At 42.7% G+C, this 16107-nt stretch carries 17 protein-coding genes; 11 read left to right on the forward strand and 6 right to left on the reverse strand.

Annotation, left to right across the window (positions count from 1 at the left end; all coding sequences use genetic code 11):
* Positions 1 to 16: 16 nt before the first annotated feature.
* From ybeY to HF312_14645, 11 genes are all read left to right on the forward strand, one after another.
* Complete coding sequence (gene ybeY / locus HF312_14595; GenBank protein MCU7521448.1) at positions 17 to 481, forward strand: rRNA maturation RNase YbeY; 465 nt, start codon at positions 17 to 19, stop codon at positions 479 to 481.
* Positions 462 to 920, forward strand: a complete 459-nt coding sequence (locus HF312_14600) for a DUF494 domain-containing protein (protein ID MCU7521449.1) — start codon at positions 462 to 464, stop codon at positions 918 to 920. Before ybeY ends, HF312_14600 begins: the two co-directional genes overlap by 20 nt.
* A 14-nt stretch (positions 921 to 934) precedes the next feature.
* Positions 935 to 3250, forward strand: coding sequence for a type I DNA topoisomerase (topA, locus tag HF312_14605; protein MCU7521450.1), 2316 nt, complete (start codon positions 935 to 937; stop codon positions 3248 to 3250).
* Positions 3251 to 3292: 42 nt separating this feature from the next.
* Entirely contained in the window at positions 3293 to 4171 is an 879-nt protein-coding gene (locus HF312_14610; protein MCU7521451.1) for a tyrosine-type recombinase/integrase, read from the forward strand.
* A gap of 13 nt (positions 4172 to 4184) precedes the next feature.
* A complete protein-coding gene (gene raiA / locus HF312_14615; protein MCU7521452.1) occupies positions 4185 to 4562 on the forward strand; it encodes a ribosome-associated translation inhibitor RaiA in 378 nt (125 codons plus the stop codon).
* 6 nt (positions 4563 to 4568) lie between these two features.
* Positions 4569 to 5579 (forward strand): HPr kinase/phosphorylase, encoded by a 1011-nt coding sequence (locus HF312_14620; GenBank protein ID MCU7521453.1) that lies wholly within the window; start codon positions 4569 to 4571, stop codon positions 5577 to 5579.
* 150 nt (positions 5580 to 5729) lie between these two features.
* Entirely contained in the window at positions 5730 to 6638 is a 909-nt protein-coding gene (locus tag HF312_14625; GenBank protein MCU7521454.1) for a M23 family metallopeptidase, read from the forward strand.
* A 36-nt stretch (positions 6639 to 6674) separates the two neighbouring features.
* Positions 6675 to 6902: a DUF2795 domain-containing protein gene (locus HF312_14630; protein ID MCU7521455.1), complete on the forward strand. Its 228-nt coding sequence runs from the start codon at positions 6675 to 6677 to the stop codon at positions 6900 to 6902.
* Positions 6903 to 6950: 48 nt separating this feature from the next.
* Positions 6951 to 8081 carry a hypothetical protein gene (locus tag HF312_14635; GenBank protein MCU7521456.1) on the forward strand — a complete coding sequence of 377 codons (1131 nt, stop codon included), beginning with the start codon at positions 6951 to 6953 and terminating at the stop codon, positions 8079 to 8081.
* Between the two features lie 166 nt (positions 8082 to 8247).
* Positions 8248 to 8949, forward strand: coding sequence for a stage 0 sporulation protein (locus HF312_14640; GenBank protein MCU7521457.1), 702 nt, complete (start codon positions 8248 to 8250; stop codon positions 8947 to 8949).
* A 143-nt stretch (positions 8950 to 9092) separates the two neighbouring features.
* Positions 9093 to 9935: a 3-hydroxybutyryl-CoA dehydrogenase gene (locus HF312_14645; GenBank protein ID MCU7521458.1), complete on the forward strand. Its 843-nt coding sequence runs from the start codon at positions 9093 to 9095 to the stop codon at positions 9933 to 9935.
* 262 nt (positions 9936 to 10197) lie between these two features.
* Here the strand turns inward: HF312_14645 and HF312_14650 are convergent, their stop codons facing one another.
* From HF312_14650 to HF312_14675, 6 genes are all read right to left on the reverse strand, one after another.
* Positions 10198 to 11199, reverse strand: a complete 1002-nt coding sequence (locus HF312_14650; GenBank protein MCU7521459.1) for a hypothetical protein — start codon at positions 11197 to 11199, stop codon at positions 10198 to 10200.
* 124 nt (positions 11200 to 11323) lie between these two features.
* Positions 11324 to 12244, reverse strand: a complete 921-nt coding sequence (locus tag HF312_14655) for a diacylglycerol kinase family lipid kinase (protein MCU7521460.1) — start codon at positions 12242 to 12244, stop codon at positions 11324 to 11326.
* Positions 12245 to 12280: 36 nt separating this feature from the next.
* Positions 12281 to 13234: a signal recognition particle-docking protein FtsY gene (gene ftsY / locus HF312_14660; GenBank protein ID MCU7521461.1), complete on the reverse strand. Its 954-nt coding sequence runs from the start codon at positions 13232 to 13234 to the stop codon at positions 12281 to 12283.
* Positions 13206 to 13790 (reverse strand): CDP-diacylglycerol--glycerol-3-phosphate 3-phosphatidyltransferase, encoded by a 585-nt coding sequence (locus HF312_14665; protein MCU7521462.1) that lies wholly within the window; start codon positions 13788 to 13790, stop codon positions 13206 to 13208. Before HF312_14665 ends, ftsY begins: the two co-directional genes overlap by 29 nt.
* Positions 13791 to 13815: 25 nt before the next feature.
* Positions 13816 to 15288: an amidophosphoribosyltransferase gene (locus HF312_14670; GenBank protein ID MCU7521463.1), complete on the reverse strand. Its 1473-nt coding sequence runs from the start codon at positions 15286 to 15288 to the stop codon at positions 13816 to 13818.
* A gap of 232 nt (positions 15289 to 15520) precedes the next feature.
* Positions 15521 to 15928, reverse strand: coding sequence for a response regulator (locus HF312_14675; GenBank protein MCU7521464.1), 408 nt, complete (start codon positions 15926 to 15928; stop codon positions 15521 to 15523).
* Between the last annotated feature and the right edge of the window lie 179 nt (positions 15929 to 16107).

Consider the following 16107-nt stretch of genomic DNA (forward strand, 5'->3'; position numbering starts at 1 on the left):
ATTAAAATAAGATATATTGATTAAAAATCTTACTGTAGTTAGTGAAGGGAAAATTAAGGTTAACAAGAGGCTTTTACACCGCCTTGTTGGACTTTTAACAGAAGAAATGGAGCTTTCCATTGTCTCCCTTCCAATTAATTTTTTAACCCCTGAGACTATCTGGAACATTAATAAACAGTATCTCGGGCATGATTATTCGACCGATATCATTACATTTAACTATTCGGGGGATAACAAAGACTTAGACGGAGAAATACTTATTTCTGTTGCCGATGCGGCAGATAACGCTAAAAGATATGAATGTTCACTGGATAATGAGTTGTTGAGACTGGTCATTCATGGTGTTTTGCACCTGATGGGTTACGATGACATTGAGATTGCTGACAGAAAAAAAATGAAGAAGCTCGAAAACTTCTTAACTAACAAATTTGAATATCTCGTTCATAACGACAGACTTATTTATGACAGCCAAAATAGTTGAAGTAATAGCTCAAATTCTTGATGCGCTCAGCAAAAACTCTTCTTTGGAAGAAGTGAACAGAAAATTAAGCCATAATAAGAATTTTGATAAACAAACTGTAAGCACGGCTTTCAGCTGGATATACGACAAAAAGCTTACGAATAATTATTTTAATAATTCAATTAAAAATAAAGAAATTAAAAGTTTTAGATTCCTGACCGAAGAGGAAAAAGAAATTCTGGGAGTTGAAAATTACGACTATATTACTCATTTGATAAATGTCGGTTTACTAAAACTCACTGATCTGGATAATATCCTGGAGCAGGTTACTTTATTTCCGGGTGATAAAATTTCTAAGGAAGAAATCAATTGGCTGATCCTGTTTTCTTTAGTTGATTTAAATGAAAGTATCCCCCCTGGAAGCAGAGTCCTTTTATATTCTTCGGATACAATTAACTAAAGGAAATTTTGTAAATGGAAAAAAATCTCGTTCTGGTGGAATCGCCTGCAAAGGCTAAAACCATCAATAAGTACCTTGGCAAGAATTATCTCGTTGAAGCTACTGTAGGACATATAAAGAATCTTCCTAAGACAAAACTCGGCGTTGACATTGAGGACAACTTTAAGCCCCAGTTCGTCAACATCCGGGGCAAAGGAGATGTAATTAAAAAAATTAAAAGCCTTGCCTCTAAAAGCAAATCTGTGTATATCGCAACTGACCCTGACCGCGAAGGGGAAGCTATTGCCCAGGATATAGCAGACGTAATTGAAAACGTGACCGACGGCAAGATCTTTAGAGTCCTTTTTAATGAAATCACAAAAAACGCCGTTAATAAGGCCATTAACTCCCCCCTTGAAATAGACACCAACCTGGTTTCTTCTCAAAGGGCCAGAAGGGTAATGGACAGAATTATTGGCTATAAGATCAGCCCGTTCCTCTGGAGAGCCGTCCTTGACCCATCCAGCTTTAACCTGTCTGCCGGTCGCGTGCAGTCTGTTGCCTTAAGACTCATATGCGAAAGAGAAAAGGAAATTGAAAACTTTATCATAACCGAGTACTGGGCTATCTGGGCCGACTTTAAGACTGAAAAAGGAGACATCTTCCGCGCAAAACTGGTCGAGGTCGACGGCAAAACCCTCAGAATCCAGCCCAAACCGCAGATGACGGAAAAAGACTGGGAAGAATTCCTTGTCGGCAACTTCGCCCTTAATAACGAAACCTCGGCTCAGGAAGTCCTGGACCGCCTGGTAAAGAAAAATAATTTTGTTATAAGCGACGTTAATAAAAAAGAAGGCAGACGCAATCCTCCGCCTCCTTTTATTACCAGCTCCATGCAGGCTGAAGCCTCACGCACTCTCAGACTTAAGCCCAGCCATACAATGGCAATTGCTCAGAACCTCTACGAGGGAATTGACCTTGGGAAAGAGGGCACAGTTGGTTTAATTACTTATATGAGAACCGATTCAACAAGGCTTAGCCCTGAAATCGTGGGTGACCTCAGAGAGTATATTAAAGATACCTACGGCAATAAATACCTTCCTGAACAGATCCGTGTCTATGAAAAGAAAAACGGTGCCAACGTCCAGGACGCCCATGAAGCCATCAGGCCAACATCTTTAAGATATACACCTGAATTCGTTAAGCCTTTCCTTGAACCCAAACAGTTCAAACTCTATGAGCTCGTCTGGAAAAGGTTCGTGGCCTCGCAGATGAACCCTGCAATTACAGAAACTACCGTAATTGAGGTCCGCGCAGATGAATTCCTCTTTAAGGCCTCCGGCACCGCTATACGCTTCGACGGATTCCTTCAGGTATACGAGGAACAGTCGGAAGAAACAAACGGTAAAGATGAGGGTGAAAACGACCTTATCCCATTGGGTCTTGAGGCAGGGCAGAAGGTGGGACTTGAAAACCTGCATAAGACACAGCACTTTACTAAGCCCCCTGCACGCTATAGCGAAAGCACACTGATTAAAGAGCTCGAAAGCCGCGGTATCGGAAGGCCTTCAACTTATGCAATGATCGTTGGAACTATTCAGGACAGAAAGTACGTCTATACCGAGGAAAAACGCCTGAGGCCAACGGAACTCGGGAAAAAAGTTAATGACATTCTTGTCCAGAGCTTCCCCGAAGTCCTTAACGTGAACTTTACGGCCCGTATGGAAGATGAACTAGACCTTATAGCCCAGGGCGAAATCGGATACCTTAACGTGCTTAACGATTTTTATCACCCGTTTTCAGACGCCCTCAAAAAGGTTGAAGATAATGTGGAGAAGATCTACTGCGACCTTTGCGGCAGTGAAATGGTAATTAAAATGGGTCGCTTCGGTAAATTCCTGGCCTGCAGCAATTATCCTGATTGCAAAAACATCAAGTCCTTAAAGGACCTGCACCCGGGTGAACCGAAGGAACCCGAATATACAGGCGAAAAATGCGAAAAATGCGGCGCTAACACCGTCTACAGAAACGGGAAATTCGGACGCTTCATTGGGTGCGAACGCTATCCCGACTGCGACTATATCAAACCCCTCGTTACAGGCGTTAAATGCCCCAAATGCAAGGAAGGCGATATTATCGAAAGACAGTCCAGAAAAGGCAAGGTATTCTACGGGTGCAGCCGCTATCCCGACTGTGACTTTGTCGCCTGGTATAAACCTGTTCCCGTAAGCTGCCCGAACGGCGACTCTCTTTATATGGAAAAAAGGTACAGCCAGAAAAAAGGCGAGTACTTGCGCTGCCCGGTCTGCAGCGAGGAAATAGTGGAAGAGTTAAAAGAGACATCGGATTAAGTATTTAGTTCAAATTAGTTTTTCCACTGAAATTCTTAATTTATGGAAATAAAAAGGGTTATAGATGACTTCCTGGAAAACCTGCAGAAACTCCGCAGGTTTTCCGGAAATACGGTTAAATCCTACACTCAGGATCTTGAGCAGTTTTGTGAATTCTGCCATTCTCTTCATGTTACCGATGTGCTTCAGGTAAATGAAAAACTGGTAAGACGTTTTGTTATCAGCATCAATGTCAATAACGAATACGAAAAAAGCACAGTCTCAAGAAAACTCTCGGCAGTAAGAAGCCTCTTCAACTACGCCCTGAGGAATAATCTTGTCCCCTCAAACCCCTTGAAAAGGATATCCAACCCGCAGGTAAAAAGAAAACTTCCGGAAGTCGTTCCCATGGCCGTTATGGATGAAATATCCGAAAAGCTCGGCAGGGAAGACAGGCTTCTTCATAACGCCGTTATGGAAGTTCTCTACAGCTGCGCTCTTCGTGTCAGTGAACTCTGCAGCCTTAACCTGGGTGATATAGATTTCGAGAAGGGCTCGGTCAGGGTTTTAGGCAAGGGATCTAAAACAAGGATTGTCCCCATTGGAAAGGAATCCCTTCAAGTCGTAAAGAAGTATCTTGATTCACGGGGTGCTTTAGAGTATAATTATCCAATATTCGTAACTTCAAGGAGCAAAAGGATTTATCCGCGTTACGTTTATAGGATAGTTAACAAATATCTGAGTGAGGAAACGGAGCTTAAGAAAAAAAGCCCCCATGTCTTAAGGCATACGGCGGCAACCCATATGCTTGATAACGGAGCAGATCTGCTTGCCGTCAAGGAAATATTGGGTCACGAAAGTCTATCAACCACTCAAATCTACACGCACGTCTCCATTGAGCGGTTGAAGAACATATATAAACAAGCTCATCCTAAATCTTAAAAAGGAGCATCATATGAACATTCAAATCACTTCAAGGAAGTTTAAGGCTAAAGACTCTCTGAAAGATTATATCTATGCAGAGGTTGGCGCTTTAGATAGGCTTAATGACGGCATTAACGACATTGAAGTTATTTTGAGCTTTGAGAACTTAAAGGATAGCACTAAGATTGCCGAAATCATCTTGCCAATTCCTGGCAAGGTACTAACTGCAAAGGAAAATTCAGACGACTTTAAGAAGTCTGTTTCTGCTGCGGTTACAAAAATAGAAAAACAGCTTAGCAAAATAAAAACCAAGGTTGTCGACGGAAAAAGGAGCGATAGAGTAGAAAGGGCTGCTGTTTCCGAAGAACCCCCTGTTGTCTCCCCGGAAGAGGAAGAAGAAGAAGAGTAAAAAAGGATGAAACTGGACGATAAGAAAATAATCAAAAAAGAAAGTATAACGGTTGATTTCTTTTATAAGAATGTTAAAGACCGCTTTAAGCTCACTTTGTTTACTGATGAAACGGGCTTTAACAGAAATATTTACGATCAGAACCTTCACAGACCCGGCCTTGCACTGGCCGGGTTCGTGGAGCTTTTCTCATATACACGCATTCAGATCTTCGGCAATACGGAAATGAAGTATCTGAACCAGCTTACCATAGAAGAAAGAGTTATTACATTGAGAAGAATATTCCAGTTCGAGATTCCCTGCATTATCTTAACAGACGGCAACCAGCCGTTTCCTGAAATGACTGAACTGGCAAACGAGTTCCATATCCCTATGTTCGGGTCAACTTTTACCACCACAAAACTGGTCTACCTTGTAGGCGACTTCCTGGACGACCAGTTTGCACCCAGACTTTCCATACACGGATCATTTGTTGACGTCTACGGCGTCGGTATACTCTTCGTCGGTAAGTCAGGCATCGGAAAAAGCGAAGTTGCACTCGACCTGGTTGAAAGAGGCCACCGCCTCGTTGCCGACGACGTTATTATAGTCACAAAGAAGGGTGAAAACATCCTCATGGGCTCAGGCACCGAGCTTGTAAAACACTTCATGGAAGTACGCGGAATAGGCATTATTGACGTCAAAAGCATGTTCGGCGTCCGGGCAATCCGCTTCCAGAAAAGACTCGAAATAATTGTTGAACTGGAAGTATGGGACGAGAAGTCTCATTATACGCGCACGGGTCTTGATGAAGAGGTTTTCAGCCTCCTGGATATAGAGATACCCTACATAAAACTTCCTATTCTGCCCGGAAAGAACATTACGGTAATTTCAGAAGTTATAAGCCTGAACTACCTCCTGAAACACTACGGCTACGATTCGGCAAAAGTCCTGCAGAGAAGGCTCGAGGACCGCTTAAACCGCATCAACGTCGACGACAAGCGCTTCGTGGACTACTTCGAGCACGATTTCGAATAATTGCATATGTAGCCCCTCCGTGCCGCACGCTTCAATTTGAAAAATTGCAACTATAGACGGGTACCTTTCATGAAGTCACGAAGGGATGCCCTGTCTGTAGCATATTTTTCTTGACATAAAGGAGTTATTTTGATAACTTCGCACTCATCTATGAACAAGTTTTACTATTTCTCGAAAACGAAGCTGAAGTTAATTGAGATAAGCAATTTTTATAAAAAATTCTTGTCTTTGTTCATATTACTTGTGCTCGTCGTTTCTTTCTTGCTTTTTGGGGGATTCCTTTTAATCAACTCATTCGTTAACTCCGACAGTGAAATGTCGGACCTTAAGTCCGAAAATAAAGATCTTTCCCGGAAACTCTCCGAGATGGCATCTTTATATAAGAAACTTAATACCTCGGTCGATAGCCTTTCTAAGGCTAATAGCGAACTTAGAGTTGCTGCAGATCTGCCGCCATCATCCGATGAGGAAAAAGCCCTCGGAACAGGCGGCGGCATTTTCGAAAAGCTGTTTTCCAAGAAACATTCAGGCGTCGACCTGGATAACTTGTCTGAATTTGTAGACAAAATCCAGACGAAAATCGCTTACGAAAAATCCAATTATATGGAAATTTCAAATAAACTTAAAAGTAATGAGAAACTCTTTGAGGCCATTCCGGCAGTTAAACCCGCTGACGGCGTCGTTACTGCTCATGGCTTCGGAATGCGTAAACACCCTATACTCGGCGTAATGAGAATGCACGAGGGAATTGACATCGTCGTTGATGTCGGCACCCCTGTCTATGCACCGGGAAGCGGAACTATTGCATTCGTTGGTACAAAAGGCGGCTTCGGATTATGCATTGAAATAGATCACGGTTTTGGCTATAGAACAATTATGGGTCATCTTTCTGAAGCCTCGGTTACCATGGGACAGAAAGTTAACAGAGGGACTATGATAGCCAGAAGCGGTAATACCGGGTTGTCTACAGGACCCCACCTTCACTACGAGGTGCACCATAACGGACTGGCTCTTAACCCGGAGGACTTTTTCTTTGATGATTTGAACTTATTTAATTAAATTAAAAAAAACAAAATTTTTTCCGGAGTAAGGTATATGATTTGGACAGTGGAATTAGCTTCTTATTTAGATGATGCCCCATGGCCAGCTACAAAAGAAGAATTAATAGATTATGCCGAACGAATCGGCGCTCCCTTGGAAGTAATTGAGAACCTCCAGGAACTGGAGGACTCGGAAGAGCCTTACGAGACTATTGAGGATATCTGGCCCGATTATCCAAGCGACGAAGATTTCTTCTATAACGACGATGACGATATGATGTAAGATCACAGGCGCCTCTTGTAGGCGCCTTTTTCGATTAAGAATCCATATATGACTACATCTATCTTACATAGCGTAAAAGGGCAGAACGCCGCGGGCGATCTTTTGTACAAAATCTGCTCTTCTGATAAAATTCCCCATGCTTTCCTTTTTTCAGGCCCCGAAGGCGTTGGCAAACACTTTATGGCAGTTAAATTCCTCGAACTCCTTAACTCTTTACCCGGGGAGAACGGCTCGTCTAACCATGCCATTAAGGTCAGAAACCTCTCTGAACCTTTCGTCAAGTTCGTAATGCCTTTGCCCCGCGGGAAAAACGAAACAGGGGATAATACGCCGACTGAAAAACTGAGTGCCGAAGCGCTCGAACAGCTTAAGGAAGAGCTGGAAAAGAAGGTTAAAAATCCTTACTATAAAATCAGCCTGCCCGGCGCAAATACAATTAAAATCAGCAGCATCCGCGAAATTAAAAAATTCCAGTCGCTCACATACGAAGAGGCTAAGTACAGGGCGGTCATTATTTCAGATGCCCACCTGATGAACGATGAGGCCCAGAACGCTCTTCTGAAAAGCCTCGAGGAACCCCCGGAAGGAATGATCTTTATCCTTATTACACCATTTAAGAATGAACTCCTTCCTACAATCCTGTCCAGGTGCTGGACAGTCAATTTCGACCCCCTCAAAAGGGAAGACTTGTCACAGATTCTCCAGGAATACTTCGGAGTTGAAAAATCACTTTCAGACAGGATATCTGTTTTTTCAAACGGATCCCTTACTCACGCAAATACACTGATCGACCAGGACTTTGATTTCCTTATAGATAAAACGATAAATATACTGAGAAATTCACTGGCCTTAAAGTATAAAACGGCATTAAAAGATATCTCGTCCTTTACAGGCACAAACTCGGCTTCGCAGATGACTCTGCTCATCGAAATGATCATTACCTGGCTTAATGACGCCGGGAAGAGCAAGCTCGGACTTAAGGAATACCTCTTTAACGGCCACAGCGATACACTGGAGAAGTTTAACATGAGATTCTCCCGGGCGGCTATAGATGAGGTCGTTTTCAGACTCAGTGACCTGGCGCACTCAATAGACAATAATCTGAACTTGAATGTTATAGCGCTTAATATTATATTTGAACTGGCTTCAATAAGATATTCAGGTATAGGAAGTGCATAGTATGAGCTCAAGTGAAAATGAAAACGAAAATAAGGTAACACACAACTGCGATTCCGCCTGCGGCGGCCATTTGTTGTATAATAATATCCTTGTTCAGCAGCTTGAACACCACGTCAATATGAGCGGCTGCATGGCCTGCGGAGCCGAAGTCTCGGCATTTGTTCCCATGGATGACCGCAATATCGTTGAAGCACACTGCAATGGACTCCTTGGCACTTTTTACTGCCTGGTCCCAGATTCAATAACCGAAGAACTCCTGCCCGACGACCGCATAATTGTATCCTGCGAAGATACAGTTGAAATTGCTACTGTAAAAGAAGCCGGAGAATTCGTGAGGGTAAAAAGACAGAAATCAGGCCTCTACGGCGAACTCCTTCCGTGCATTATAAGAAAAGTTGACGCAAATGACTGCACTACGCTCGAAAAAAACAGCGCCGAAGAGCTGAGGGCTATGGATGTCTTTAAGGTTAAAGTCCAGAAATATAACCTCAGCATGAAACTCATAGACGTGCACTACCAGTTCGACAGAAATAAGCTTTACTTCTTTTATACTGCCGACGGCAGGGTCGATTTCCGCGAGCTGGCAAAGGACCTGGCAGCCAATTTCAAGACCCGTATCGAGCTCAGGCAGATCGGCGTCAGGGATGAGGCTAAAAGAGTCGGCGGAATCGGCACGTGCGGCAGGGAATTCTGCTGCAGCTCTTTCCTATGCAATTTTAAGAAAATTACCACACAGCTGGCTTCAGAGCAGAACCTGGCTTCCAATTTCTCTAAACTTAGCGGCCCCTGCGGCAAACTGAAATGCTGCCTTTCTTTTGAAAGCGAATCGCAAAACGGCAACCACAATAAAAACCAGGAACAGGCATAGCTTACTGAGGTTAATAGTTCTGTATTTTGCCGCTTTTCCAGTATTTTTTTGCTTTCCCATTCACATTTTTTCCTGCAATTTATCTTAATAAGAAATAAATTATATTTTCTGCAAACATTCTTAAAGAGGGTTAATTTATGGCAATTGAGAAAGTTTCTGTAGTCGGATCCGGAACAATGGGTAACGGAATAGCCCACGTCTTTGCATTAAAAGGATTTGACGTCTCTTTAATTGACGTTAAAGATGAATTTGTAAAGAAAGGAATGGACACCATTTCACGCAATATGGACCGCCAGGTAACGAAAGGATCCATAACAGGCGAAGAAAAAGAAGCTGCCTTGGGCCGCATTAAGCCTGTAGTCGACGTTGAAAACACTCCTGTGGACTCAGACCTCGTTATTGAAGCTGTTTATGAGAATAAGGAAGCTAAGTTATCTGTTTTTAATAAGTTAAGCAGTATTATGAAGCCTGAATGTATCTTTGCCTCAAATACTTCGTCAATATCTATAACAGAGCTTTCAAACGGGCACCGTCCGGAGAAATTTATAGGCATGCACTTTATGAACCCGGTCCCGATGATGCAGCTCGTAGAGATTATACGCGGTTACTCTACGACAGACGAGACATTCCAGGCCGTAAAGGATCTTGCGCTTAAACTGGGCAAGGTGCCGGTCGAAGTGTTCGATTATCCCGGATTTATATCCAACAGGGTCTTAATGCCAATGATAAATGAGGCCATATTTGCCTTATATGAGGGCGTAGCCTCAAAAGAAGACATAGACACCGTTATGAAGCTGGGGATGAATCATCCCATGGGGCCTTTGACACTGGCAGATTTCATCGGCCTCGACGTATGCCTGGCCATAATGAACGTTCTTTATGACGGCTTTAACGACAGCAAATACCGCCCATGTCCATTGCTTAAAAAGATGGTAGCCGCCAACAAACTCGGCCGCAAAACAGGCGAAGGCTTCTTTAAATATTAAGAACACCATCGGTGTCAGGAACCATTTCCTGACACCAATCGATCGCTGGAGGTGGCTTAACACTTAACAGGATTTGTTAATAAAGTTAACATTTTTTTTGTTAAGTGTTAAAATGGGGATTTTGAGAGAAAATGATAATTTGGGCTAAATACGAAGAAAATGACATAAGCCACTCCCCTCAAATCAAAAATCAAAAAGTCGTATAATGTATATTACGTAAACTTGGATGTAAACTAATTTTTTGCAAAATACCCTTTTGAGTTTAAAAGGACATAAACCTAATATACTTACGATCCAGTCTATTATTCTCTGTTGTATCTCTATAAATTAGATCGCGCATTTTATAAAGAGATTCTTTTTTAGTAATTCTTAACTCATAAGATCTGTGATTAGGATAAACTTTGGTCACTTGCAGATCATAAGACAAAAGTCTATGACGTAATTGGTAAATAAATTCTTTTGAGCCGGAAACAAATTTTGCCCTGCCATAACCATTATCTTTGTAAATGGAACCATCACCATCCCATAGGCCCCGGATGAAGTGCCATTCGAATTCCTCCGGAACTTGCGGATATTGAATCGTTAGACTTTTATTTGGTGTAACACCTAAACAAAGTAGATCATGGTACATTTCGTCATTATTAAGTGTAAGTATATAGAGTGAATCTATTATTCCATTATTTTTCCTGGCACTTATTCTGGCGTTAGTGCCCATAATGGACCTGATCTTTTCCAACAACTCCGGCTCTTTCTGAGAAATACTTAATCTGGAAGTATTGCACGTTGTTTTAAAGCCTTCACAATTAAACTTCGCCTCCGAAATATTGCCATCTGTAAATACTACTCCCAGTACATATGCCATATTTGCCGTCCAAGATTTAAAAAATGAAGTATCATAAACAACATGCTGCAACACAAGACCTGTTTTTGATGCGATAATTTTCTTTCTCAATAATGCCAGTTGTCTAGCGGCACTTTTTTCTCTAAATTGTATACCCAATTCCTTAATGCGTTTATTAACATATTGCCTGCTTCCACCCACGATCATAGCAATATCTGCCATAGACTTTTGTTCAATTACATATAATTGGTTCAAATAATCAAATGTCAACACATCTTTAATGCTTCCACGGACTTGAGATTTTCTGAATTTGTGCCTTTTTTCTGTCCGTTTTGCATAGCAGCGCACACATAAACCAAGAGCCTTATGGGGAAAGTCAGTAGAATGACATTCCCGACACTGATTAAATTTCATTGCCCACATGATGATTCTCTGTTACGAAATCGGGTATTATACTATACCATCCTACAAGCTTATTATTCACCCTATATTACCATTATAAAAATTTTGGACACTTTCAACAGCTTAATAGTATAACTACCTGGTACTACTTTGCAAATATGAACTTCTGTCTGGTGGGATTTAGGCCTGCTTCAACTTCTGTAACTGTGCGCGAGATGACTTCACCATCGGCGTGAATATAAACCGGCAGAGCCGTCTTTATACGCACGCTTTTGAACTTCCTTATCTCAATACCCGGTATGTCCCCGTGCTTTCCCCGTATCAGCTTCTGAAAGTCGCGTATAATCTGCCACACCGGCAGGCTTCCTATCAAACAGGCATCCAGATACCCGTCGTCCACCTCTGCCTCAGGATTCACTTTAAGGCCTCCGCCATAGGTCTTCCCGTTACTGACCGCAATTAAAAGCTTCCTGCCGGCTGCCTTATAACCGTCGTCAAACTCAGCCTCCGCGTCCATTACCTGGTACATAAATAAGGCCTGAATAACGGCTGAAATGTAAAGGGGTAACCCCTTAAAATACTTGTTCTTTTTAATCTGGTCTGAAACAATTGCATCAAAGCCGATCCCGGCGCTGTTGAGGAACCTTCTATAAATAAGATTCACCATCTTATTTTCTTTATACTTCAGGTATCCCGTATCCACTTCCCGCACAACACGGCTTTCCAGTATTACCCTTAAAGCCTCTTCCGGGTCCTTGCTTATACCCGCCGTCCTGGCAAAATCATTTCCTGAGCCTATCGGAATAACCCCAATAATGTTCTCAACGGAGCCGTCAAGCCCGTTAATAATTTCATTTAGTGTCCCGTCGCCTCCGGCAGCGCAGATCGTCTTAAAATCCTTCCTGTAAAGCTTTACGAGCTCTGTGGCGTGATGTGCTCTTTCGGTTTGTACTATTTCTGTATGGTTTGAATGACTGGCAAGAATGCGTGAGAGTTGAGGCAGGATCTTCCTGCCTCTTCCTTTACCCGCTTCAGGGTTAATTATAAAAAGTGTTTTCTCTTTCAAAACTTTTAGCACCCAATGGCGCGTTTGAAAATTGGCCTAACCGGCTGCCTGCTCGGTTGAGAAGAGCGCTGAGACGAAGCTCCCGGCATCAAAAGTCTGAAGGTCGTCAATCCCCTCTCCAACCCCTATATATTTAACCGGCACCTTCTGCTGGCTGCAGATCTGGAATACCACGCCGCCTTTTGCCGTCCCGTCAAGCTTCGTTATGATAAGCCCCGTAATATCCGTAACTTCACGGAATTTCTCGGCCTGAATGAGCGCGTTCTGCCCTGTATTGCCGTCAAGCACCAGGAAGGTCTCATTTGGAGCGTAATCCACAACTTTGCTCATAACCTTCTTTATCTTCTTCAGCTCTTCCATCAGGTTCGATTTCGTGTGGAGGCGCCCTGCCGTATCAATCAGCACAACGTCGGCATTCTTTCTTTTCGCAATATTCATCGTGTCAAAAGCTACAGCCGAGGGGTCGCTTCCCGTGGTGCTCTGTATAATTTCAACCCCGGCCCGCTTTGCCCATATCTCCAGCTGCTCATTGGCCGCAGCCCTGAACGTGTCGGCTGACCCTATTATAACGTTCAGGCCGGCTTTCCTGTAATTATGCGCAAGCTTTCCTATAGTGGTCGTTTTACCCGCACCGTTAACACCAATTACCAGAATAACATACGGCTTAAACTTATCCATGCGGTTGAACTCTGAATTTGTGTCGTATGAGTTCAAAAGCTTCTCAAGCTCTTCCTTAATTGCGTCAATTACGTTAAGCTTGCTGCGGTCTTTTTCTACCTTAAGCCTTACCCTGGTGTTTTCAATGATTTTTATGGCGACATCATATCCGATATCACTCGTAATCAAGATTTCTTCAATTTCGTCTAACAGCTCATCATCCAGCTTTGCCTTGCCGGTAATGGTCTCATTTATTTTCGTAACGATCTTGTCCCTTGTCTTGGACAGGCCGTCTTTCAGTTTGTCAAAGTTGATGTTCTTGAACAGATTCATTTTTATTCCACGTTAAAGATTCTTTTGCCCTGATTATGTAGGCTACTAGTGAACCATAGACCAGAATCAGGCTGGTATAATAAAGTAAATCGTAGACAAGGCTATCCTTTAGTCCGAATATAATTGACAAAAGATAAGCAGCAATAAATGTAACGGTTATCTTCCCTAAAAGGTTTGAAGGCAGTACCTTGCCTATTTTATTGGTAACGTAAATCCCTCCCAGGAATATTATTAAATCACGCCCTATAACGGAAAAAAAGAATAAGGGAGGAATATGACCCAGAAGGAAGAGCTGGATAGCAACTACCCCCACCAGCACCTTATCGGCCAGAGGGTCAATGATCTTTCCTGCTTCTGAAATCTCATTATACTTGCGGGCCAGGTAACCATCCAGGAAATCGGTTGAAGCTGCAAATACAAGAATGGCTATAATCTCAATCCTGTAGCTGACAGAGTTTTCCATCCTGGAGAGCAGAAAGAATACCGGCACGCTCAAAAGAAGCCTGGTCAGGCTTAACAGGTTTGAGCGGGTATAGAAATCCCTGATTTTAATCATAAAATTCCGGTGTTAAGAAATGGTGTTAGTCTTCGTAAACGTTTTTATTAAAGGACTCATTTACCTTTGTGGGGTAAATACCTGAAAAACATGCCGTACAGAAATGGGACTGATCCTGATCCACCATAGCTTCCAGAAGCTCCTCGTTAGTCAGATACTCCAGGCTGTCTACATCCAGATACTCTCTTATCCTTTCAACATCACCATCAAACTTATTTGCAATCAACTCTTCCCTTGAAGGAAAGTCCATTCCATAATAACACGGATATACAATCGGAGGCGAAGAGATCCTTACATGGATTGCCTTCGGGTTCGCTTCCTTAATCAGGCTTATAAGCTGCCTGGAAGTGGTCCCCCTTACAATCGAATCATCAATAAGAACAACTGTCCGGTTCTCCAGAACCCCCTTTACAATGTTAAACTTAAATCTTACGCCCATTTCCCTGTTCGACTGCCCGGGCTGTATGAACGTCCTGCCCACGTAATGGCTTCTTATAAGGCCAATTTCAAACTTGGCCCTTATGCCGTCTTTTTCCAGCTGGCTTGTGTATCCTAATGCCGCCGTGTTGGAACTGTCGGGCACACTGATAACAATAACCTTTTCGCCATCTTTGTCTACTACAGGATGCTTCTTAGCCAGAACTTTCCCCAGCTTGCGCCTTATCTTGTCGACGCTGTGGCCGAAGATTTTACTGTCTGGACGCGAGAAGTAAATATACTCAAAAATGCACTGTTTCTTAACAGGCTTTTCATCAAAAATTCTATATGACTCTACCTGCTTTGTTTCCGTTGCATGGCGGTCAATTACAATGAGTTCGCCCGGCTCAATATCCCGTATATACTTTGCGCTGTTAATATCCAGAGCGCATGTCTCTGAGGCAACCACGAATGTACCGTTAACCTGCCCCAGTGCAAGCGGCCTGAAGCCGTATGGGTCACGTGCTGCAATAAGTTTGTCTTCAGTTAAAATTACAAGGCAGTAGGCGCCTTCAATCGCCCTTAAGGCTTCAAGTATCTGCTGTACCTGGTCGTTCAGCCTGCTGCGCGCAATAAGATGAAGTATAACTTCAGTATCGCTCGTAGTCTGAAATATTGCCCCGTCGTTTACCAGATCTTCTCTTAAAATGTGCGCGTTTGTAAGGTTTCCGTTATGAGCAACTGCAAGATGCCCCATACGGTAATTTACAACGAAAGGCTGAATATTCTTTAAGGATTCAGATGCTCCCGTCGTTGAATAACGGTTGTGTCCTATAGCAGCAAAACCCTTCAGGTTATGTTTCAGAATATCAGGGTTGTGAAATACCTCGGAAACAAGCCCGAGATTTTTATGAATATTAAAAATTACCTTATCCTTCACTTCCTCTGCCGTTACAATTCCCGAGGCTTCCTGCCCGCGGTGCTGGAGTGAATGGAGACCGTAATATGTCAGGAAAGCCGCTTCACTTGTTCCGAAAACGCCGAAAATGCCGCAAAATGACTTTGGTTTATCTGTGTTCAAAGTTAAATCCAATCCTAAAAATTAGCCTAAAATATACGATTTTTAATTTAATTTTTCTATCAGCTTAACAGCCTCTTTATGAACAAAGTTCATAATAAATTAAGGAAACCTGCCCGGGATACCTGAATTTAGAAAATAAAGGGGAAATTGCCAAAATAGAAATTTATGGAGATGCCTTTCCGGCGGGATTTAAGCGGGTATGGCAAAAAAAAAAGGCGGATAACCGCCCTTTCTACATCTTAATTTCATTTACGCGCTTTCTTTCAATCGCAAAGCGTATTGAGCGCATAAAAAGCACAGGATCCAGCTGATACTTTACCAGATAATCCTGAGCGCCCGCCTGAACGGCTTTAATGCCTGTTTCTTCGTCCTCAAGCCCTGTCAGCACTACAACAGGAGTTCCCTTTGCCTCAGGCAGAATTTTCTTCAATGTATCCAGCCCCATGCTGTCAGGCAGACCCAGATCCAATAGCACCAGGTCAACTCCGCCTTTTGACAGACGCTGAATACCCGTAGAAAGCCTGAAGGCCTGATCTACCTTAATATCCATTACTCCTGCATCGTGGATCAGCTCATTTATTAAATGCACATCACCCAGGTTATCTTCAACAAGCAGTATTGTTATCTGAGATTCATTCATGGCGAATATGGTTTTGCTTAATTATAATGAATTTTGCGTTAAAATTTACAAAAATAAATAATAAAATGTTAGTAAATAAATTAGTAAACCAAACGCTTAAAGGAAATGTTCCCGCCTCTGATCCATAACCAGAAATTCTCGATAGATCTAATAATATGAATAAATTCGTCATAGTCAAC

Source organism: Ignavibacteria bacterium (genome assembly GCA_025612375.1).
In the GTDB taxonomy this organism is placed as follows: Bacteria; Bacteroidota; Ignavibacteria; order Ignavibacteriales; family SURF-24; genus JAAXKN01.

Excerpts from the sequence above, each read along its gene's own strand:
- HF312_14635 (MCU7521456.1), top strand. The coding sequence starts at position 6,951 with ATGACTACATCTATCTTACATAGCGTAAAAGGGCAGAACGCCGCGGGC.
- HF312_14640 (MCU7521457.1), top strand. The coding sequence starts at position 8,248 with ATGGATGACCGCAATATCGTTGAAGCACACTGCAATGGACTCCTTGGC.
- HF312_14630 (MCU7521455.1), top strand. The coding sequence starts at position 6,675 with ATGATTTGGACAGTGGAATTAGCTTCTTATTTAGATGATGCCCCATGG.
- HF312_14625 (MCU7521454.1), top strand. The coding sequence starts at position 5,730 with ATGAACAAGTTTTACTATTTCTCGAAAACGAAGCTGAAGTTAATTGAG.
- ftsY (MCU7521461.1), bottom strand. The coding sequence starts at position 13,234 with ATGAATCTGTTCAAGAACATCAACTTTGACAAACTGAAAGACGGCCTG.
- HF312_14620 (MCU7521453.1), top strand. The coding sequence starts at position 4,569 with ATGAAACTGGACGATAAGAAAATAATCAAAAAAGAAAGTATAACGGTT.
- HF312_14610 (MCU7521451.1), top strand. The coding sequence starts at position 3,293 with ATGGAAATAAAAAGGGTTATAGATGACTTCCTGGAAAACCTGCAGAAA.
- HF312_14675 (MCU7521464.1), bottom strand. The coding sequence starts at position 15,928 with ATGAATGAATCTCAGATAACAATACTGCTTGTTGAAGATAACCTGGGT.
- topA (MCU7521450.1), top strand. The coding sequence starts at position 935 with ATGGAAAAAAATCTCGTTCTGGTGGAATCGCCTGCAAAGGCTAAAACC.
- HF312_14600 (MCU7521449.1), top strand. The coding sequence starts at position 462 with ATGACAGCCAAAATAGTTGAAGTAATAGCTCAAATTCTTGATGCGCTC.
- raiA (MCU7521452.1), top strand. The coding sequence starts at position 4,185 with ATGAACATTCAAATCACTTCAAGGAAGTTTAAGGCTAAAGACTCTCTG.
- HF312_14665 (MCU7521462.1), bottom strand. The coding sequence starts at position 13,790 with ATGATTAAAATCAGGGATTTCTATACCCGCTCAAACCTGTTAAGCCTG.
- HF312_14650 (MCU7521459.1), bottom strand. The coding sequence starts at position 11,199 with ATGTGGGCAATGAAATTTAATCAGTGTCGGGAATGTCATTCTACTGAC.